Below are 19,714 nucleotides of genomic sequence, written 5' to 3'. Positions count from 1 at the left end.
CGAATCGATGAAATACACAAATAATCGACAAAGTGTGTTTTAGTAGGCTTATTTTACTATTTTCTTGATAATTCTTGCGCCTGAAGCAGTTGTACAACGCACAATGTAGAAGCCATCGGTGAGACCTTGCGCCGTAATTTTGTTTTTATAGTCCGCAGAAAAAATACGTTTGCCCGCTATATTGAAAAGTTCTACCGTTTTTAAATCGGTATGTGTAGTTTGAAACGAAAGTATATCGTTTATAAAATAGGCATGTACGTCCGTATTAGTTTCTTCTAGGTCTTCTATGCTTAGTGTACCACTGCGGTAATTTAAGTTCAAAAAGAAACGATCATTTACTTCACCAATAACACCCGAAAATGTATATCCAGTTTGTCGTAAGTCCGTAAATGTTCCTTGCGAGGTATCTTCTAGAATGATATCAAAATCTGTACTTAGAAATTCTGCATCAATTGATAGTGTATACGATGCAGCAGCCGTGAGTTCATATCCTAAAGCCACTTGAACGTTTGTATTTGTTAATTCTGGTAATGCCTGAATGGAAAGTCGTGTAGTGCCTAAAAACGAGTAAAATTCTATTGGAGCACCATCATTGATAAAATTTCCATCAAATCCATTATCATGACCAACTGTTCCTTCTGGAATGAATCCTATGAGAAGTGTTAAAAAAGAGCCATTACCAGCCAATCGCAATGAAATACGCCCGTCTGTGTCACTTTCAGAAGTATGGCCAGTTGTTTGAGTTCCAAAATCTTGTCCGTAGGCTATTGCCGTCAAACTAATAAATAAAATTATTAGCAGTAATTTTATCTTCATAAAAGAGATGGTTTAGGGTACTTTCTGTAATCTCTACTACAATAATAGAAAAATTCACTTTAACAGACGAATTCTTTTAAAACTTTAAGACTTTTTTGGAAACAACAATGCCACTTTCCGTTGTAAACTTTACAATGTAAACTCCGCTAGATATTTGTGGAATTGCTACAGTTTCAGAATACTCACGTTGCATGATTTGCTTTCCAGAAATATCATACAATACAATTGTTTCAAAATCTGTGCGATTCGTAATCGTTCTTAAGTCATTATTTTTAAACAATACATTTGTTTGCTGTCCTACAACTTCAATATCTTCTATACTTAATGTGTTTTTATATTGAATGTTTAAGAAGAAACGATCATTTTCTTCTGTTGGACTTGTGGTAAATGTGTACGAAGTTTGTCTTAAATCGGTAAATGTTCCTTGATATCTATCTTCTAAAAGAATATCAAAGTCTTGACTTAAATATTCAGCATCAATTTCTAATGTATACGTTCCACTTGATAATACTTGGTATCCTAGCGCAATTTCAACATCCAAATTTGTCAATGTTGGCAATGCTTGAATAGCCAGTTTATCAGTTACTAAAAATGAATAAAACTCTATCCCAGCACCTTCATTGATAAAAGCTCCATCATATTGATCGTCAAAATTTACGTTTCCTTGTGGGATAAAACCTAGTAATTGTGTTGCGTACAATCCGCTACCTGACAAACGCAATGATAATCGTCCATCTGTTTGACTATTGCTAGAATTTGTTGATTCTGGAGTAAAAGCACCAATTGATCCGTTTGGTCTAAAAAATTGATCGTTATTGGCAATAACTCTGTGTGTGTTTTTAAACGTAACTGTTCCAGTACCGCCACTTTTCGCTTGCACAGCAAATCCTTGCGCCGTTCCAATGTTTCCGTCGGCAGCGCCTAATGGGTTTGAACCTGTACTGTTGTATTCTATATAATCTGAAGATAAATTATCGCCAATTGGCGCATCTGTTTGTCTCCAATAATAAACGGTTCCTTGAATTGCAGCTGAGTTATCACTTTGAAATGTTTCCCAATCAATTGCGGATGGATACGGATTTCCGATGATGTTGTATCCAGATTCTGAGGTACTAGGATCAACTGTGTAATATACGGGTTCACTAATATCACCATTATTTACGGTTCCAGTATATATTGCTGTTTCTACATTATAATGATTTGCTCTCAATGCATAGCCTCTTCCAACTTCCATATCCGTATGACTACTACTCCAAGCTGCATTTGTAGTAGATGCATTCCAATAGTAGCTATATCCAGCAACGTTAGGAAAAATTGTTGCAATTGTACTATTGCTTTCATCTATTGGCGTTGACCAATATGAATAGAAATATCTGTTTGTATAATTTGGAGAATCACGCTTTACCACATAATCACCTGTCCCTTTTACAGGAATGTTCTCTCTAGAAAGTAACGCACCATCATTTTCTATGGTAATTGTTCCATTATTTGTCAGATCATAATAAACATCCAAAGTAGCATCTGCATTTACAGTAATAGAAGCAGTTGCGTTTACTGTAAGTTCACCAACTACGGTATGCGCAGTTAATACAGGATAATTTGTAGAGGAAGGAATCACGACTGATTCTAACTTTGTAGCATCAGGTGCTGTTCCGCCAACCCAATTGGTTCCTGTGGTCCAACTTGTAGTTGTTGCTGTTGCTGACCAAGTAATGGTCGTTTTATTACTTGCAGAATCAGTAACTACATCATCATCATCGTCTAAATATGAAATTGTATCACCATCTAAGGCAGCCACTAAATTGTTTGTTCCTACCGTTAGTATTAATACATCTTTATTATCATCTATTTCAGTTGCTGTACGCACATCATCCCAAACTCTAAATCCCCAAACATTTCCAGCAAAGTAATTATTTGAATTGGATTGTGAATTGCTATCAAAACAATATTCTGAAGTTCCGCCAGAAGTCCAAGTTCCACAATTTGGATAACGCACATTAGAATCTGAGCGACCTAAGTTAATATCTCCAGAATGACTTCTAATTTCAAAACCAGCTCTAGAATCCATTAAAGTTCCATCCAAGTACCATTTCAAATTTGTGTTATCGGAAGCTGCTATTGGATCATTTACTGGTGTAGAAACATTATCAAACACCAACGCCACATGATACCAAGTATCATCACTTATAGGCTCTCTAAAGTACGTTCCATTCCAACGCGGTGTATAATCGTTATTGGCTCTATTGTATCCACCAACAACTACATAGTCATTTTCAACATAAATAGCAATTCCACGAGAACCACCACCCTCTTTGTAAACTACTTGTCTACTTGTAGCATCATCAACTTTAAAGTAACCTTCTATTGTTCTGTTATTGACAGTTGTTGTGTTTATATTATCTGAATCGGTTAATTCAATAAAATCATCGACTCCATCTAAGTAGTAACCATCATTAGGTGGTTGCGCAGTTGCAACAGAAATATTAAGTAGGACTAAGATTAATAAAAATAACTTTTTCATTGTTAGGGCAATTTTTAATTATATACGTAAATTCTTTACCTTTGGCTTTCAAAAATTAAGAGAAAACGATTTACTATAAATTTATGCACTCTTATTAAAGATAACTTTTTCTTACAACTATAAATATTGTATTTCGATCAAACACATAAATCGACCGATAAAATGACAGTTTTAAACAAAACATTTCCTACAAAACATACAACAGCACCTTTTTCTAAAATCAACGAAAACGACTTTGCTAGTGCGATTGACATAGAAATTAAGCGAACAAAAGAAGAAATTAACGCCATCGTTCATAGTAAGAATGCTCCTACTTTTGAGAACACCATTGAAGCGTTAGAATATTCTGGACAACAATTAGATCGTGTGACAAGTATCTTTTTTAATTTGAATTCAGCAGAAACCAACGATACTATTCAAAAAATAGCACAAGAAGTTTCGCCTAAATTAACTGAATTATCAAATGATATTACACTGAATGAAGCCTTGTTTGAAAGAGTGAAAACTGTTTATGAAGCTAGAGAAACACTCAGTTTGACAGTAGAGCAAAAAACATTACTCGATAAGAAATTTAAAAGTTTCTCACGAAATGGTGCAAATCTATCGGAAGATAAAAAAGAAAAATTGCGCGAGATTGATAAAAAACTTTCAAAATTAAGCTTGACTTTTGGTGAAAATGTTCTCGCTGAAACGAACAAATTTCAATTGCACTTAACAGAAGAAACAGCTATTTCAGGAATTCCAAATGGTGCGTTAGAAGCCGCAAAAGCAATCGCGAAAAGCGAAAACAAAGAAGGTTGGATTTTCACACTCGATTATCCAAGCTATATTCCATTCATGAAATATGCTGATAACCGTGAATTACGCCAACAAATGGCAATTGCTGGCGGTTCAAAATGTTTTAAAAATGACGAATTAGACAACCAAGCAAATGTATTGGAAATTGCAAAATTACGTCACCAACGTGCAAATTTATTAGGCTACAAAACACATGCACATTTTGTATTGGAAGAACGCATGGCTGAAACGCCTGAAAAGGTAATTTCATTTTTGAATGAACTCTTGGAAAAAGCAAAACCTGCTGCCGAACGTGAATTTCAACAATTAGCAAATTTTGCCAAAAAGTTAGATGGAATCGAAGATCTTCAAAGTTGGGACAGTTCGTATTATTCAGAAAAATTAAAGCAAGAATTGTTCAACTTGGACGATGAAAAGCTAAAACCATATTTTAAACTTGAAAACGTAATTGATGGTGCGTTTACCGTAGCCGATAAATTATTTGATTTACGTTTTGAGCAAGTTTTTGATATTGACACCTATCACGAAGATGTAAAAACTTATGAGGTATACGACGGGAAAAATAACTTCGTCGCTGTATTTTATGCAGATTTCCATCCGCGAAAAGGAAAACGAAACGGCGCTTGGATGACTTCTTACAAATCACAACAGCGAAAAGATGGAAACGTAGAACGCCCGCATGTATCTATTGTGTGTAATTTTACAAAACCAACCGAATCAAAACCTTCTTTATTAACTTTTAATGAAGTGACAACGCTTTTCCATGAATTTGGTCATGCGTTGCACGGAATGTTAGCCGATACAACCTATCCAAGTTTAAGCGGAACATCTGTATATTGGGATTTTGTAGAATTGCCAAGTCAAATACTCGAAAACTGGTGTTACGAGGCAGAAGCCTTGGCTATTTTTGCAAGACATTACGAAACTGACGAAGTGATTCCGATGGAATTTATAGAAAAAATAAAAGCTTCATCCACCTTTTTAGAAGGAATGGCAACTTTACGTCAAATCAGTTTTGGATTGCTCGATATGAGTTGGCACGGAATCAATCCGACAGGAATTGAAGATTTAAAAACACATGAAAAAGCCGCATTTGAAAATACACGTTTGTTCCCAGAAAATCCAAAAACTGCAATGAGTACTGCGTTTTCGCACATCTTTCAAGGTGGGTATTCTTCTGGTTATTACAGTTACAAATGGGCAGAAGTATTGGATGCAGATGCTTTTGAATATTTCAAAGAAAACGACATCTTTAGCAAAGAAATTGCTTCAAAATTCGCAACGCATGTATTATCAAAAGGTGGTACAGAACATCCAATGACTTTATATAAACGTTTCCGTGGAGCAGCTCCAAAACCTGATGCATTATTGAAACGTGCGGGTTTGCTAGTTAGCAGTTAGCAGTTAGCAGTTAGCAGTTAGCAGTTAGCAGTTAGCAAAAATAAAGACCATTTCAATTGTAGTTATATGATTGAAATGGTTTTTTGTTTCTAGTTGTTTCAAACCATTGTCCTTTCAATAAAAACAAAATAAACTTTCAATAATTTTTGAAAGTTTAAAAATTATTATATATTTGTCTCATGAATTACACAGAAGCAAAAGATAAGTTTATACAAACTTGGGGTTCATTAGGAACCTTATGGGGAATTAATAAAGCAATGGCACAAATTCATGCATTACTTTTAATTTCTCCCGAACCATTATCAATGGAAGATGTGATGGAAGAATTACACATTTCAAGAGGAAACACAAGCATGAACTTGCGACAGTTAATCGATTGGGGAATTGTATATAAAACTTCAAAAGCTGGCGAGCGAAAAGAGTACTTCGCATCAGAGAAAGACGTACATGAGCTCACAAAACAGATTGCTCGCGAACGCAGCCGAAGAGAAATTCAGCCCACACTAAAAATACTAAAAGAAGTAAGTAGTATTGATGAAGATGGTTCGGCAAAAACAAAAGAACTCATCAAGCAAACCAAAGCACTTCACGAGTTAGCAGAAACCGCCGATTCCATTATGAATCGACTCGTAAATCAAGAGTCTAATTGGATAACAAAAACATTCATGAAACTCATAAAGTAACGCACAAAAGGAATTCATTTTCCTTTTTTATTTCAACTTATGTTTCAATATTTATTGAAAGTTTAAAAAATACAATAGTTATGAAATTTATTTATTACATCAATAACATCTTCTTCGGATTGACACTTTTAGGATATCTAACAATTATTTACGGAATGTATCTACAAATACTTTTAGGCTGTATTCAATTACTATTCTTCATCGTATTATTGTTTAATTACCACAAATTTTCTCAGAGAATCAAAGAGCATTTAACTACTTACGGCATACTAACAAGTTTTTTTCTGCTATGGTTTTTCTTAAATAATCACACGTTAGGAATCACAATTTTGTTCATAATGATAGCACCAATGCTCATCGCTACCTATTTCACATACATCGTATATCAACTCAACCAAAAAGTATTATGATTGATTTTATTCCAAATTGGCTCATAATTCTTGGGGGAATCGGCCAAATATTTACAGCACTTATTTATCCGTATATCCGTCACCGCGTGTTTGATTGGTATACAGATGTTAAAAAATTAAAACCATTAAACCAAGAAATAGCAAAAACCTACGGAAGATACATTCAAGGATTAAATTTTTCTTTTGGTGTCATTGCAATTCTCTTGCCTAATGATTTAAAGAATCAAACATTATTAGCGTTAGCAATTACAGGATTAATTGCAATGTATTGGGTTGGAAAAGTTGCGACACAAATTGCTTATTACCCAATGTACACCATTCCACAAGAACCACTTTTTAAAATTGGCTCGTATTGCATGAATACTTTATTTGTTCTGTTTGCAACGGTTTACACACTATTATTTATTTACAATCTCATTGGAATTTATTTCAATTAAAATTATCTAACTATGAAAAATCTCTGTCTCCACTCCTATTTAAAAAAGGAACTACAAACGTCTTCTAATAAAGAACAAATCATTGATTTTTATAATGAAGCAACTGAAGACTATCGTTTTTGGAGTAAAGATTTAAACATGCACTTTGGCTATTTTGTTCCTTTCAAAACATGTGTATTTACACGTGATGTGATGTTGAATCAAATGAATTCAGAAGTATTTAAACGTTTGAATGTATCCGATCAGAAAAAACATATTGTCGATTTAGGTTGCGGAATGGGCGCTTCTATTCGTCACGGAATTTCAACCTATCCAAAATTGGCAATTACAGGTTTGACAATTTCTCCTTTTCAGGTAGCAAAAGGAAACGAAATGCTTCACTCAGAACGCGGAACAATTCTCAACAGAGATTACAGAAATACATTTTTTAAAGAAAACACTTTTGATGGTGCAATGGCAATTGAAAGTTTGTGCCATTCAGGTTGTAGCACAGAAGCTTTAGCTGAAACCTATCGAATTTTAAAACCTGAATCAACTTTTGTGATTGCAGATGCATTCGTAAAAAAAGACATTTCAGAAATGAATCCATTAGCAAAATACACCTATAAAGGTTTGTGTGATTCATGGAGTTTACAAAGTTTAGGAAATATCAATCGTGTAAAATCCGATTTAAAGAAATTAGGTTTCAAAGATGTCAAAGTACAGAATATTTGGTACAGAGTGGCACCGTCGGTATTGCATGTCCCATTTACGGTTTCGGGTTTTATCTTAAAGAAATTATTCAGGAAAGAAACACTCAAGCCAGAAAGTATCAAAAACTTAAAAGGTTCATTCTTAGCATTACTTTCAAGCTTAAGTTTGACAAATTTTGGATATTATATGATCACCGCTAAAAAGTAACATCATGAAAACAATTTTAAAGAAAAGTAAAACCCTCAATTTTGTCATTGCTTGCATAGCTACGGTGTTACTCATTGTTCTTGTACCGCCTGTGGCAGGTATGTTTTTTCCAGAAGAAGGTTCGTTCATTTCAATACTACTTCCCATATTATCAGGTTTTACGACCACTATAATTACGAGTTATCATCGTTCATTCTCTTACGGATTTGCCGTTTGTAACTCTTTGGCAGTATTCCTTCTTTTCTGTGTAATTATAATACTTACTGTCCCTATATTTGGGATCATTCTTCTAATACCACCTGGAATAGCCCTGGTTGTTTTCGGTTCCGCTGTCGGTTATGAAACTAGAGAATATCAGATAAAAAAAATAGAAGCTTTAAACCAATAACCATTCAAAAAAATAATAGCATGATCTCAATTTTAAAAAAAAATAAAAGCCTCAATTTTGTCATTGCATGCATTGTTACAGCAGCTCTTTCAACATTATTTATATATCTCGGCGTGAACACTTTTGAAGATTACGGTTGGACAGTTTTCGCCATCATTCCATTCTTTTCAGGCTTTACAACAACATTACTCATCAGTTATTACGAACCCATTACGTTTGCAAATGCTTTCAAAAGTTCATTACTCGTATTTTTTGCGTGTTGCGCTTGTTTATTGCTATTCGCGATAGAAGGTATTATTTGTATTTTAATGGCGGCTCCAATTGCAATTCCGTTTGTGATTATCGGTGCGTTTGTCGGTTATCAGATTCAACATAAAAAATCGAGTGGCGTAAAAATGATGATTTTATATGTTTTAGTCGTTCCATCATTATTAGCGTTTGAAAATCATACAGATTATGAACCAACAATTTTCCCAATTACGTCTAGTATAGAAATTGACGCGCCCATTGAAGAAGTTTGGAAACAAGTGATTGAATTTCCACAAATGGAGGAACCGACAGAATTTTTATTCAAAACAGGAATTGCCTATCCGATCAACGCAAAAATTGAAGGAAAAGGCGTTGGCGCTATTCGATATTGCAACTTCTCTACCGGAAGTTTTGTAGAACCAATTACGGCATGGAATGAACCAAATTTATTAGCATTTTCGGTAGAAAAACAACCAATTCCAATGAAAGAAATTAGTATGTATGAAATAAATCCTGCGCATCTTCATGAATATTTTGTGTCGAAAAAAGGGCAATTCAAACTGACAAAATTAGCCAATGGCAAAACATTGGTTGAAGGAACAACGTGGTATTACAATAAAATTAAACCAGAAACATATTGGAAAATTTGGAGTACGTATATCATTCACAAAATTCACGATCGTGTGTTGAATCATATCAAAACAACATGCGAAAATAAAAGCAATCCTTTAAAAATACAATCATGAAAAAAATGGTCATTGCAGGCGGAAGCGGTTTTTTAGGAAAAGCGTTAATTGAATATTTTCTTCCGAAGAATTATGAAATTGTAATCTTATCAAGAAGCAACAAGGAAACGGGAAATGATGCGTTGCGCTATGTAGAATGGGACGCAAAAACGCTCGACATTTGGATCATGGAATTAGAAGGTGTTGATGTGTTGATCAATCTTACAGGGAAATCGGTCGATTGTCGTTACAACGAAAAAAATAAAACTGAAATTTTAAACTCCAGAGTACAATCTACGGAAGTATTAGGTAAAGCAATTCAGGCATGCGCAGTTCCGCCAAAAGTTTGGATGAATTCGTCTACGGCAACGATTTATAAGCATTCGCTTGATACAAAAATGACCGAAGCAACTGGAAGTATTGGTGACGATTTTTCTATGAATGTTGCGAAATCTTGGGAAAAAGCATTTCATGACATGCAAACCCCAAAAACCTTTAAAATTGTATTGCGAACTTCTATTGTATTAGGGAAAAATGGCGGTGCTTTTGTTCCATTAAAAAGTTTAACAAAACTTGGTTTGGGCGGAACGCAAGGAAATGGAAATCAAAAAGTAAGTTGGATTCACGAACACGATTTCTGTCGCGTTGTTGAATTCCTATTAGAAAAAAATAAATTGGGAACGTTCAATGTAACTTCGCCAAATCCGATTCCGAATAAAGAATTCATGAAAACGTTGCGTAAGGTTTTAAAAATCTCCGTTGGAATATTTCAACCGAAATGGTTACTTCGATTCGGCGCACGATTCATTGGCACAGAAGCAGAACTCATCTTAAAAAGCAGGTTTGTCATTCCAGAAAAATTAGTCGCTGCTGGATTTCAATTTCAATATCCAACCGTGGAAAAAGCGATTCACGAAATTATAAACAGATAACAAAAAAATCATGAGTTTTTTAACTGCCGAATGGCGAAAATTAGTCTTTATAAATTACACGGTTGCTCCTGAAATATTACAAGAATATGTGCCAAAAGGAACTTTTCTAGATAGTTATGACGGAAAATGTTTTGTGAGTGTGATTGGATTTATGTTTAAAAACACCAAAGTTTTAGGCTGTAAAATGCCCGCTTTACATACGTTTGAAGAAGTCAATTTACGATTTTATGTGAAGCGAGAAGAAAATGGAGTTTGGAAAAGAGGTGCCGTTTTTATTCAAGAAATTGTCCCGAAACGTTTGTTGAGTTTTGTTGCAAACACAGTGTATCATGAACATTACATCACGCGTCCAATGTCGCACGAATGGAATATTACGTCCGAAACTGTTGCTATTTCTTATGCTTGGAAAAACAAACAACAAACGCAATCAATTGCAGTAACCACAAAAAATAATCCTGTGCCATTTCCTGAAAATTCAGAAATAGAATTCATCTCAGAACATTATTTTGGCTACACCAAATACAGCAATTCTAAAACGTTTGAGTACGAAGTGACACATCCAAAATGGTTATATTATAAAGCAGATGATTACAAATTAAACTTAGATTTTGAATTGAATTACGGAGAAAAGTTTGCACATTTAACAAACACAAAACCATATTCCGTATTTTTAATGGAAGGTTCTAAAATCACGGTTGAACCGAAAAAATCATTGACGAAATTTTAATTCCACATGACCACAATCAAGCTATCAACCCACATAAAAGCGCCAATTCTGACGGTTTTTGACCTTTCCAGAGATATTTCGGAACATGAAGCTTCTACCAAGAACTCGCGCGAAAAAGCAATTGCAGGTGTAACTTCTGGTAAAATAAGCTTAGGAGAAACGGTTACATGGCGCGCAAAACATTTTGGTTTCTACTTAACACATACAAGTCTTATTACTGCCTTTGAATCGCCAACTTATTTTGTAGATGAAATGACGAAAGGTGTTTTTAAGAGTCTCCATCACGAACATATTTTTAAAGAAGCTGATGGTGTTACGGAAATGATTGACATTTTTAAATATGAAGTTCCATACAGTATTTTCGGAAAGCTTTTCAACTACTTTATTTTAAAATCATACCTCACAAAATTTCTCTTCGAACGAAACAAACACATCAAACAAAAAGCAGAATTTTTGGCATTAAAAGATTGAAGGATTTTTCTAACTGAGTAATTATTTTTTATTTCAACAATTATCGTTTATTTTTGAAGAAATAATTAGCTCGCAAATGCCAAATAATCAACTAGATCCGAATACCTGGATTTCCCTCTATGCGGATTATCTCTTCAATTACACAATTGTTAGGGTAAAAGATAGAGAGACTGCGCAAGATTTAGTCCAAGAGACTTTTTTTGCAGGATTAAAATCAATGGCAAATTTCAAAGGAGAAGCGTCTGAACGTACATGGCTCATCTCTATATTGAAACGTAAAATCATTGATCACTATCGTAAAATAAATTCTAAAAAAGGCCAAGCCGAAGTTAGAATCAATTACAATTCCGACACAGAATCTGAAGGAGATTGGCTAGAAGAACGCGTTGCCGACGGCTATGAAAAAAATGCTGAAGACCAAATACAAAATGAAGAACTCGGGCTTGCCATAGAAGATTGTTTGGACAAACTTCCTGAAAAACAAGCGACTATTTTTAAAATGAAAACCATTTTAGGATACGACACCGAAACAATTTGTAATGAACTAAATATAACCGCGTCTAACCTTTGGGTTATTATTCATAGGGCGAGAACTGCGCTTTCTGGATGTCTCGAAAAGAATTGGTATTAAAATTAAGTAAATGAGTACAAAAAATAAATTTTTCATTTCCTGTGAGGAAGCAAAACATATCTGCGACAAGTCGCAATATGGAGAAGCAACACTTTGGGAGAAGATAAAACTAAACGTAAGATTGTCTTGGTGTCACATTACAAGAGGATATTCTAGCGGAAATAATAAGTTGACAAAACTTATCCGAAAATCGAAAATTGAAGCGATCGAAAAAGATAAAAAAGAAGAAATGCAACGCAAGCTACAAGAAGAAATGAGTAAATACTAGCGTATAAGTAGCAATAACAGCAACCATACAATCGGAATACTTTCCACCCAAAAAGAAGTGAAGTATTTCGATTTTTTTATGCCCGATTTCCAAATCACGAAAGCCAATCCGAAACTCAATCCAAGCGTGATAAAAAATTCTTTTGACATTTCTTGTCGAATCAAATAGTCAAATCCTATAAAAAGTAAAATCCACACAAAAGCGAGTAACTTTGTTCGCGAAATTCCCAAACGTTGTGGCAAAGTACCTAAACCTTCTGCATCATACGACAAATCGCTAATTTCAAAAGGAATCATCAAAATTAATACTAATAGAAAACGTTGCAAACAGGTGAACACAACTTTCGTTTCTGCAATTGGTAAATCTGCATTTACAATAGGCAACAATACCGTAACGCCTGTCCAACACAAAGCCACAATTGAAATTTTAAATCCTAAAAGTGTTCTAAAATTTTTCCTGTTTGGTAAAAATGGAATAATATATAAAGAAGATAACACACTAAATCCAATAGCGAACAATAGTGTTTTGACTTGCATTTGATACGCATAAAATACTGCCAACACAAAACATAAAAAACTAAACAACTGAATTCTTTTTTTATATTTTGAAGTCACAAAAAAATATTGCTTTGCCGAACTCCCATATTTTATAAAATTATAGGTCACAATTGTGCCATAAAATGTAAAATATAAAACAGCTTCATCATACGGTAACCCAAACAACAACAGCGTACTATAAGTTAGCGAATACACGCTCAATCCTATATGAATACTACTATCTAAATAAAAATTGAAAAGTTTCTTTAAAACATTCATTACGCAAAAATAGCCAAACTGTTCATAACCCACCTTTTTCGTTAAAAACTTTCCTTGTGTAGCACTTTGTAAAGTTAATAAAATGTAATTTTTTAGTTGTACTTTTGCAGCCATAAACACAACTATAAAAAAGACAAAATTATAGCCGATGAAAACTGATTCTTTTTCATTAAGACATAACGGAACACGTGCAAAAGATGTTCCTCAAATGTTACAAACCATCGGAGTTGATTCATTAGAACAACTTATTGACGAAACTATTCCAGATGAAATTCGTTTAAGAGAACCATTAGATCTTCCAGCAGGACTGAGCGAAAATGAGTTTTTATCGCACATGCAACATTTAGCAGGTCATAATAAAATATTCAAAACGTATATTGGATTGGGGTATCACGAACCTGTAACGCCAGCCGTTATACAACGTAATATTTTTGAAAATCCGGGTTGGTATACTGCATACACGCCTTACCAAGCTGAAATTGCACAAGGAAGATTGGAAGCATTATTAAATTTCCAAACTGTAGTTACACAACTTACAGGTATGGAATTGGCAAACGCTTCTCTATTAGATGAAAGTACCGCTGCGGCTGAAGCAATGGGAATGTTATTTTCTGTTCGATCAAGAGCACAAAAAAAGAATAATGTTTTAAAATTCTTTGTATCTAATGAAGTGTTACCACAAACAATTTCTTTACTAAAAACGAGAGCCATTCCACTTGAAATTGAATTGGTTTTTGGAAATCATGAAACCTTTGATTTCTCAACGGATTACTTTGGTGCTTTATTACAATATCCAGGGAAACACGGACAAGTTTTTGATTACCGTGCATTCACAGAAAAAGCAAACGCAAACGAAATTAAAGTTGCTGTCGCAGCAGATATTTTAAGTTTAGTTGTGTTAGAATCACCAGGGAATTTTGGTGTTGATGTAGTGGTTGGAACGACACAACGTTTTGGAATTCCATTAGGATATGGAGGTCCACACGCTGGATTTTTTGCAACTAAAGAAGAATATAAACGTCACATTCCAGGGCGTATCATTGGTGTTACGAAAGATACAGATGGTAATCGTGCATTACGTATGGCGTTACAAACGCGCGAGCAACACATCAAAAGAGACAAAGCAACTTCAAACATCTGTACTGCGCAAGTATTACTAGCAGTTATGGCAGGAATGTACGCAGTATATCACGGACCAAATGGCTTGAAATACATTGCGAATAAAGTACATTCAAAAGCAGTTGACTTATCAAATACACTTGAAAAATTAGGCTTTCAACAAACAAATACAGCTTTCTTCGATACCATTGTTGTCAAAGCAAATGCTGCAACTGTTAGAGAAATCGCAGAGCAAAACGAGGTCAACTTTTTATACATTGATGAAGATACTATTGGTATTTCTATCAACGAAGCAACTACGGATCGCGATCTAAATGACATTGCGTTTATTTTTGCTGCTGCAATTGAAAAAGAAACTATCAAAATTGAACAAACGAACGCTTCAAAATTATTGCCATCGGTAGTTAGAAAAACTACATTCATGGAAGAAGCGGTTTTCAATAGCTATCATTCTGAAACAGAAATGATGCGTTATATCAAAAAATTAGAGCGTAAAGATTTATCCTTAAACCATTCTATGATTGCGTTAGGTTCATGTACTATGAAGTTAAACGCTGCAGCAGAAATGTTATCGTTAAGTTCAGCTCAATGGAATAATATTCATCCTTTTGTTCCTGTGGATCAAGCAGAAGGTTATCAAATCTTATTAAAAGAATTAGAACATCAATTAAATGTGATTACTGGATTCGCTGGAACTTCATTGCAACCAAACTCTGGAGCGCAAGGAGAATTTGCCGGATTAATGGTCATTAGAGCATTTCATGAATCAAATGGTGATACACACAGAAACATCTGTTTAATTCCTGCTTCTGCACACGGAACAAATCCTGCAAGTGCAGTGATGGCAGGAATGAAAGTTGTGGTTACTAAAACGACCGAAGATGGAAATATTGATGTAGCCGATTTACGCGAAAAAGCTTTGTTACACAAAGATAATTTAGCTGCATTGATGGTTACCTATCCATCAACACACGGAGTTTTTGAAGCTACCATTAAAGACATTACCAAAATTATCCACGATAATGGCGGACAAGTATATATGGATGGTGCAAACATGAATGCGCAAGTTGGATTAACAAATCCGGCTACAATTGGTGCTGATGTTTGTCACTTAAATTTACACAAAACATTTGCCATTCCACATGGTGGCGGTGGACCTGGTGTTGGACCTATTTGTGTTGCGGCACATTTAACTCCTTTCTTACCTAGCAATCCAGTTATTAAAACAGGTGGAGAAAAAGCTATTACAGCGATTTCTTCTGCACCTTGGGGAAGTGCTTTAGTTTGTTTAATCTCTTACGGATACATTGCGATGTTAGGTTCTAGAGGTTTAACAGAAGCTACGGAATATGCCATCTTGAATGCAAACTATATCAAAGCAAGATTGGAAAGCGAATTCAATATTTTATATACCAATGAGCGCGGAAGATGTGCGCATGAAATGATTATTGATTGCAGACCTTTTAAACAACATGGTATTGAAGTAACTGATATTGCAAAACGCTTGATGGACTACGGTTTTCACGCGCCAACAGTATCATTTCCAGTTGCAGGAACGGTGATGATTGAACCAACGGAAAGTGAAAGCTTATCAGAATTAGATACTTTCTGTGATGCGTTATTAGCTATTTATGGAGAAATTTCAGAAGCTGACGCAAGCGACACCAACAACGTATTAAAAAACGCTCCACATACATTAGACATGTTAACGACTGACGAATGGAAGCTTCCATATTCACGTCAAAAAGCAGCATTTCCATTGCCGTATGTTTCAGAAAATAAATTCTGGCCATCAGTTCGAAGAGTTGATGATGCTTACGGAGATCGAAACTTAATCTGTACATGTGCGCCAATTGAGGCATACGAAGAAGCATAAAAACAAGTAAGGAGCGTTCAAAAGAATGCTCCTTTTTTTAATTTGTTTCTATTTTTCATTGAACTATTATCATTTTTTAAGGTTTTATTTTGAATATTCTCTAAAACCTTAACATTTGAGTGCATTATCCGCAAAAATTATAATTTCCACTTCGCAACTGAAATAATCAACCTTTATAATGATTAATTTAGTTGTCTTAAATCTTAAAAACTGATATTGGTATGAATGTCAAAATAACTGGGACAGGATGCTATATTCCCTCTGGTGTTGAAACGAATGAAGATTTTCATCAGCACGAATTCTTAAATGCTGACGGAAGTCCTATTAAACATAATACGGATATTATTATAAAAAAGTTTCAATCCATTACTGGAATTGACGAACGCAGATATGCAGAAGCGCATCACAGTTCATCAGACTTAGGTTTTTTTGCAGCTGAAAAAGCCATTGCAGATGCCAATATTGATCCAGAAGAATTGGATTACATCATCTTTGCACAAAATTTCGGTGATGTTAAAAAAGGTGCAATTCAAAGTGATGCCGTACCAAGTTTAGCAAGTAGAGTAAAGCACAGCTTGCGAATCAAAAACCCAAAATGTGTAGCGTATGATGTTGTTTTTGGTTGCCCAGGTTGGCTAGAAGGCGTAATCCAAGGATACGCATTTATCAAAGCTGGTATGGCTAAAAAGTGTTTAATCATAGGTTCTGAAACACTTTCAAGAGTGATTGATAAACACGACCGAGATTCCATGATTTATTCTGATGGTGCTGGTGCCACAGTTATTGAAGTTACGGATTCTGACAGCGGAATCATTTCGCACGAAACCGCTACGTATTCCTATGACGAAGCGCATTTTTTATTCTTTGGAAAATCTTACAATCAGGAGTTATCAGAAGACACACGTTACATTAAAATGTACGGGCGTAAAATATATGAGTTTGCGTTGACACACGTACCAATGGCAATGAAAGTATGTTTGGATAAAAGTGGTGTAGCAATTCAAGATTTAAAGAAAATATTCATTCATCAAGCAAATGAAAAGATGGATGAAGCCATTGTAGAACGTTTTTATAAATTATACGATAAGGAAGTTCCTGAAGGAGTAATGCCAATGACGATTCATAATTTAGGTAACAGTTCTGTTGCCACAATCCCAACCTTATTTGACATGGTCATCAAAGGAAAAGTAGAAAATCAAGAAATTCAAAAAGGAGACATTATTATGTTCGCGAGCGTTGGTGCTGGAATGAACATTAATGCCATTGTCTATAAATATTAACATGAATCAAGATACGATTGCCATTATTGGTGGCGGAAATTTAGGAAAATCAATTGCGCAAGGATTATTGAAACAAAACTACAATCCTGAGCAGATTTACGTTACACGTACAAAAGTTGAACTTTTAGCCGATTTAAAAGCTGAAAATGTACAGACAACTTCTGACAATGTATTAGCCGTAAAAGAAGCTAAAATCTTGATTTTCGCATTAAAACCGTATCGAATTGAAGCTGTTTTAAAACAACTTACTTCACACATAACACCAGATCATTTGGTGATTTCTGTGATTAGCGATTTCTCTATTGAACAATTCACAAAGTCTTTAGCTCCAACTATTCAAATTGTACGCGCTATGCCAAATACGGCAGCAGCTATTGGTGAATCAATGACGTGTTTGGCTTCTAAAAATGCTTCCGCAGAAAACATTGCAAAAACCAAATTTATCTTTGACGCACTAGGCGAAACTATTGAGATTGACGAAAGTCTCATGGATGCAGCAACCGTTTTAGGCGCGTGTGGAATTGCGTATGCTTTGCGTTTTATCAGAGCGATGATTCAAGGTGGAATAGAAATTGGATTTGATGCAAAAACCGCTACAAAAATTGCTTCGCAAACCGTAAAAGGTGCGAGTGAATTATTACTTCAAAACGGAAATCATCCGGAAGAAGAAATTGATAAAGTAACGACTCCAAAAGGTTGTACGATTGCTGGACTCAACGAAATGGAACATCAAGGATTTAGTTCTTCTCTTATCAAAGGAATTAAAACATCGATTGAAACCATTCAGAAGTAAACTCCTCAACACAATTATAGTACAAATTCCTTTTGCACACAGATTTTGGCATATATAAGAAAAATGCTTGATCTTTGAATTCAATGCATCATACGAAACTGGAAATACTAATGAATACCCATGAAAAAACTATTGACTTTATGTTCGCTTAGCGCAATACTACTCATTGCTTGCAACTCAAATAATAGCACAAAAACAGAAGTAACTACCTTAGTCAAAACCACTAAAAGTTGGAATGGTGATTCGCTTCCAAACTATCCAGAAGGCACTCCTGAAATCACGATTTTAAAAATTGTAATTCCACCAAAAACCGAATTGAAACGACATAAACATCCTGTAATTAACGCAGGCGTTTTAATAAAAGGTGAACTCACCGTAATTAGTGAAACCAATGATACTTTATATCTGAAAGCTGGCGAACCCATTGTAGAGTTAGTAAATAAATGGCATTACGGAAAAAACGAAAGCAATGAACCTGCGGAAATTATCGTTTTTTATGCTGGCGTTGAAAAAACGCCGATTACGGTTATTAAAAATGAAAAATAGTTGAAAAACCATCAAACAACTTCCGACTTTTAAAATGATTAGTTGCTCTTTTTTACATTCAAAAACGCTTCTACATGTGTAAAAAATAATGTTGCAAATAGGATTTGAAAGCTAAGTGCTATTATGTTTTGATCGATTCCAAAAAGCGGTTCTTTGATTGCTGATAATAGTATCGATATTACAAATCCAAATATACTTCCTACGATAAAGAAAAACCTTGAAAGCCTTAATTCTCTATTAATTTTACTTTTTTGAGCAGCTTTTTCTTCAATGAGTTGCATCACTGTATCTTCAAAATCAGAAAAAGGCATCTCTAATGTACTTTTTGTCATTAAATCCCCAAAAGCATCTTTTTTATCTAATTCATCCATTCGCCAAATGTTTGTTTATTATTTTTATCATGCATTGTTAGTATTTTCTTCATATTGTTTCTTCCGCGATGAAGCAACACTTTAATATTCGTTTTATTCCAACCTGTAATATCTGTAATTTCATTAATAGTGTGTTCTTCCAGATAGAATAAGCGCAGCGCTAAACTCTCTTTCGCTCCCAACTTTTTTAAGGCTTCATTAATGTAGTATTGCTGATATTCTACATCTGTTTTAAAGATCATATCATCAATTCCTACCTCATTACTTTCTGTGTTTTCTTCATACACTAAAAAGTCTTTTTTACGCTTGTTTAAAACTTTAAAAGCTTCATTAACCACAATTCTATACAACCAAGTACTAAATTTTGAATTCTTTTTAAAAGTATTGAGTTTCGTGTAGGCTTTAATAAATGAAGTCTGTAAAACTTCTTGTGCAATAAATTCATCTTTCACAATGGACATTGCATACGAATAAGATAGATCTTTGTATTTTTTAATTAAAAAACGAAAAGCATCTTGGTTACCATCTAGTACTTTTTGTATGTAGATGTCGTCCAT

21 protein-coding genes are annotated in these 19,714 nt (G+C 34.5%); 16 read left to right on the top strand and 5 right to left on the bottom strand.

Features of this window, described 5'->3' with window-relative positions; all coding sequences use genetic code 11:
• Positions 1 to 48: 48 nt before the first annotated feature.
• Entirely contained in the window at positions 49 to 816 is a 768-nt protein-coding gene (locus H2O64_RS13740) for a T9SS type A sorting domain-containing protein (protein WP_187562781.1), read from the bottom strand.
• Between the two features lie 76 nt (positions 817 to 892).
• Complete coding sequence (locus H2O64_RS13735; protein WP_187562780.1) at positions 893 to 3,337, bottom strand: T9SS type A sorting domain-containing protein; 2,445 nt, start codon at positions 3,335 to 3,337, stop codon at positions 893 to 895.
• A 162-nt stretch (positions 3,338 to 3,499) separates the two neighbouring features.
• Between H2O64_RS13735 and H2O64_RS13730 the strand changes: the two genes are divergently transcribed.
• The 12 genes from H2O64_RS13730 (at position 3,500) to H2O64_RS13675 (ending at position 12,357) form a co-directional block, all read left to right on the top strand.
• Positions 3,500 to 5,536: a M3 family metallopeptidase gene (locus tag H2O64_RS13730; protein WP_187562779.1), complete on the top strand. Its 2,037-nt coding sequence runs from the start codon at positions 3,500 to 3,502 to the stop codon at positions 5,534 to 5,536.
• Positions 5,537 to 5,715: 179 nt separating this feature from the next.
• Positions 5,716 to 6,219: a GbsR/MarR family transcriptional regulator gene (locus tag H2O64_RS13725; RefSeq protein WP_187562778.1), complete on the top strand. Its 504-nt coding sequence runs from the start codon at positions 5,716 to 5,718 to the stop codon at positions 6,217 to 6,219.
• 80 nt (positions 6,220 to 6,299) lie between these two features.
• Positions 6,300 to 6,629 (top strand): hypothetical protein, encoded by a 330-nt coding sequence (locus H2O64_RS13720; RefSeq protein WP_187562777.1) that lies wholly within the window; start codon positions 6,300 to 6,302, stop codon positions 6,627 to 6,629.
• Positions 6,626 to 7,066 carry a hypothetical protein gene (locus H2O64_RS13715; RefSeq protein WP_187562776.1) on the top strand — a complete coding sequence of 147 codons (441 nt, stop codon included), beginning with the start codon at positions 6,626 to 6,628 and terminating at the stop codon, positions 7,064 to 7,066. The genes H2O64_RS13720 and H2O64_RS13715 overlap by 4 nt, the downstream gene beginning before the upstream one ends.
• 12 nt (positions 7,067 to 7,078) lie before the next feature.
• Entirely contained in the window at positions 7,079 to 7,966 is an 888-nt protein-coding gene (locus H2O64_RS13710) for an SAM-dependent methyltransferase (protein WP_187562775.1), read from the top strand.
• Positions 7,967 to 7,970: 4 nt separating this feature from the next.
• Positions 7,971 to 8,354 (top strand): hypothetical protein, encoded by a 384-nt coding sequence (locus H2O64_RS13705; RefSeq protein ID WP_187562774.1) that lies wholly within the window; start codon positions 7,971 to 7,973, stop codon positions 8,352 to 8,354.
• Between the two features lie 20 nt (positions 8,355 to 8,374).
• Entirely contained in the window at positions 8,375 to 9,349 is a 975-nt protein-coding gene (locus tag H2O64_RS13700; protein WP_187562773.1) for an SRPBCC family protein, read from the top strand.
• A complete protein-coding gene (locus H2O64_RS13695; RefSeq protein ID WP_187562772.1) occupies positions 9,346 to 10,260 on the top strand; it encodes a TIGR01777 family oxidoreductase in 915 nt (304 codons plus the stop codon). Before H2O64_RS13700 ends, H2O64_RS13695 begins: the two co-directional genes overlap by 4 nt.
• 10 nt (positions 10,261 to 10,270) lie before the next feature.
• Positions 10,271 to 10,987 (top strand): YqjF family protein, encoded by a 717-nt coding sequence (locus tag H2O64_RS13690; protein WP_187562771.1) that lies wholly within the window; start codon positions 10,271 to 10,273, stop codon positions 10,985 to 10,987.
• Positions 10,988 to 10,993: 6 nt separating this feature from the next.
• Entirely contained in the window at positions 10,994 to 11,458 is a 465-nt protein-coding gene (locus H2O64_RS13685; RefSeq protein WP_187562770.1) for an SRPBCC family protein, read from the top strand.
• A 76-nt stretch (positions 11,459 to 11,534) separates the two neighbouring features.
• A complete protein-coding gene (locus H2O64_RS13680; protein ID WP_187562769.1) occupies positions 11,535 to 12,089 on the top strand; it encodes a sigma-70 family RNA polymerase sigma factor in 555 nt (184 codons plus the stop codon).
• 10 nt (positions 12,090 to 12,099) lie between these two features.
• Positions 12,100 to 12,357 (top strand): hypothetical protein, encoded by a 258-nt coding sequence (locus H2O64_RS13675; protein ID WP_187562768.1) that lies wholly within the window; start codon positions 12,100 to 12,102, stop codon positions 12,355 to 12,357.
• On the opposite strand, the gene H2O64_RS13670 is transcribed toward H2O64_RS13675, so the two are convergent.
• Positions 12,354 to 13,286 (bottom strand): UbiA prenyltransferase family protein, encoded by a 933-nt coding sequence (locus H2O64_RS13670; protein WP_187562767.1) that lies wholly within the window; start codon positions 13,284 to 13,286, stop codon positions 12,354 to 12,356. The genes H2O64_RS13675 and H2O64_RS13670 overlap by 4 nt on opposite strands.
• Before the next feature lie 34 nt (positions 13,287 to 13,320).
• Between H2O64_RS13670 and gcvP the strand changes: the two genes are divergently transcribed.
• The 4 genes from gcvP to H2O64_RS13650 all read left to right on the top strand — a co-directional run bounded on the left by gcvP (position 13,321) and on the right by H2O64_RS13650 (position 18,786).
• Positions 13,321 to 16,167, top strand: a complete 2,847-nt coding sequence (gene gcvP / locus H2O64_RS13665; RefSeq protein ID WP_187562766.1) for an aminomethyl-transferring glycine dehydrogenase — start codon at positions 13,321 to 13,323, stop codon at positions 16,165 to 16,167.
• A gap of 221 nt (positions 16,168 to 16,388) precedes the next feature.
• Positions 16,389 to 17,447 (top strand): 3-oxoacyl-ACP synthase III family protein, encoded by a 1,059-nt coding sequence (locus H2O64_RS13660; RefSeq protein WP_187562765.1) that lies wholly within the window; start codon positions 16,389 to 16,391, stop codon positions 17,445 to 17,447.
• Position 17,448: 1 nt separating this feature from the next.
• On the top strand, positions 17,449 to 18,240 hold the full coding sequence (gene proC / locus H2O64_RS13655) for a pyrroline-5-carboxylate reductase (protein WP_235982882.1): 792 nt from the start codon (positions 17,449 to 17,451) through the stop codon (positions 18,238 to 18,240).
• A 120-nt stretch (positions 18,241 to 18,360) separates the two neighbouring features.
• On the top strand, positions 18,361 to 18,786 hold the full coding sequence (locus H2O64_RS13650) for a cupin domain-containing protein (RefSeq protein ID WP_187562763.1): 426 nt from the start codon (positions 18,361 to 18,363) through the stop codon (positions 18,784 to 18,786).
• 38 nt (positions 18,787 to 18,824) lie between these two features.
• On the opposite strand, the gene H2O64_RS13645 is transcribed toward H2O64_RS13650, so the two are convergent.
• Both H2O64_RS13645 and H2O64_RS13640 read right to left on the bottom strand, forming a co-directional pair.
• Positions 18,825 to 19,157: a hypothetical protein gene (locus H2O64_RS13645; RefSeq protein ID WP_187562762.1), complete on the bottom strand. Its 333-nt coding sequence runs from the start codon at positions 19,155 to 19,157 to the stop codon at positions 18,825 to 18,827.
• Positions 19,145 to 19,714: an RNA polymerase sigma factor gene (locus tag H2O64_RS13640; protein ID WP_187562761.1), complete on the bottom strand. Its 570-nt coding sequence runs from the start codon at positions 19,712 to 19,714 to the stop codon at positions 19,145 to 19,147. The genes H2O64_RS13645 and H2O64_RS13640 overlap by 13 nt, the downstream gene beginning before the upstream one ends.

Origin of the sequence: Kordia aestuariivivens, from assembly GCF_014397005.1 — a bacterium.
Classification (GTDB): Bacteria; Bacteroidota; Bacteroidia; order Flavobacteriales; family Flavobacteriaceae; genus Kordia; species Kordia aestuariivivens.
This window is presented reverse-complemented; position numbering and strand designations above follow the sequence as displayed.

Excerpts from the sequence above, each read along its gene's own strand:
- H2O64_RS13670 (WP_187562767.1), bottom strand. The coding sequence starts at position 13,286 with ATGGCTGCAAAAGTACAACTAAAAAATTACATTTTATTAACTTTACAA.
- H2O64_RS13645 (WP_187562762.1), bottom strand. The coding sequence starts at position 19,157 with ATGGATGAATTAGATAAAAAAGATGCTTTTGGGGATTTAATGACAAAA.
- H2O64_RS13690 (WP_187562771.1), top strand. The coding sequence starts at position 10,271 with ATGAGTTTTTTAACTGCCGAATGGCGAAAATTAGTCTTTATAAATTAC.
- H2O64_RS13730 (WP_187562779.1), top strand. The coding sequence starts at position 3,500 with ATGACAGTTTTAAACAAAACATTTCCTACAAAACATACAACAGCACCT.
- H2O64_RS13710 (WP_187562775.1), top strand. The coding sequence starts at position 7,079 with ATGAAAAATCTCTGTCTCCACTCCTATTTAAAAAAGGAACTACAAACG.
- proC (WP_235982882.1), top strand. The coding sequence starts at position 17,449 with ATGAATCAAGATACGATTGCCATTATTGGTGGCGGAAATTTAGGAAAA.
- H2O64_RS13640 (WP_187562761.1), bottom strand. The coding sequence starts at position 19,714 with ATGGACGACATCTACATACAAAAAGTACTAGATGGTAACCAAGATGCT.
- H2O64_RS13725 (WP_187562778.1), top strand. The coding sequence starts at position 5,716 with ATGAATTACACAGAAGCAAAAGATAAGTTTATACAAACTTGGGGTTCA.
- H2O64_RS13675 (WP_187562768.1), top strand. The coding sequence starts at position 12,100 with ATGAGTACAAAAAATAAATTTTTCATTTCCTGTGAGGAAGCAAAACAT.
- H2O64_RS13650 (WP_187562763.1), top strand. The coding sequence starts at position 18,361 with ATGAAAAAACTATTGACTTTATGTTCGCTTAGCGCAATACTACTCATT.
- H2O64_RS13705 (WP_187562774.1), top strand. The coding sequence starts at position 7,971 with ATGAAAACAATTTTAAAGAAAAGTAAAACCCTCAATTTTGTCATTGCT.
- H2O64_RS13735 (WP_187562780.1), bottom strand. The coding sequence starts at position 3,337 with ATGAAAAAGTTATTTTTATTAATCTTAGTCCTACTTAATATTTCTGTT.
- H2O64_RS13715 (WP_187562776.1), top strand. The coding sequence starts at position 6,626 with ATGATTGATTTTATTCCAAATTGGCTCATAATTCTTGGGGGAATCGGC.
- H2O64_RS13685 (WP_187562770.1), top strand. The coding sequence starts at position 10,994 with ATGACCACAATCAAGCTATCAACCCACATAAAAGCGCCAATTCTGACG.
- H2O64_RS13695 (WP_187562772.1), top strand. The coding sequence starts at position 9,346 with ATGAAAAAAATGGTCATTGCAGGCGGAAGCGGTTTTTTAGGAAAAGCG.
- gcvP (WP_187562766.1), top strand. The coding sequence starts at position 13,321 with ATGAAAACTGATTCTTTTTCATTAAGACATAACGGAACACGTGCAAAA.
- H2O64_RS13740 (WP_187562781.1), bottom strand. The coding sequence starts at position 816 with ATGAAGATAAAATTACTGCTAATAATTTTATTTATTAGTTTGACGGCA.
- H2O64_RS13680 (WP_187562769.1), top strand. The coding sequence starts at position 11,535 with ATGCCAAATAATCAACTAGATCCGAATACCTGGATTTCCCTCTATGCG.
- H2O64_RS13700 (WP_187562773.1), top strand. The coding sequence starts at position 8,375 with ATGATCTCAATTTTAAAAAAAAATAAAAGCCTCAATTTTGTCATTGCA.
- H2O64_RS13720 (WP_187562777.1), top strand. The coding sequence starts at position 6,300 with ATGAAATTTATTTATTACATCAATAACATCTTCTTCGGATTGACACTT.
- H2O64_RS13660 (WP_187562765.1), top strand. The coding sequence starts at position 16,389 with ATGAATGTCAAAATAACTGGGACAGGATGCTATATTCCCTCTGGTGTT.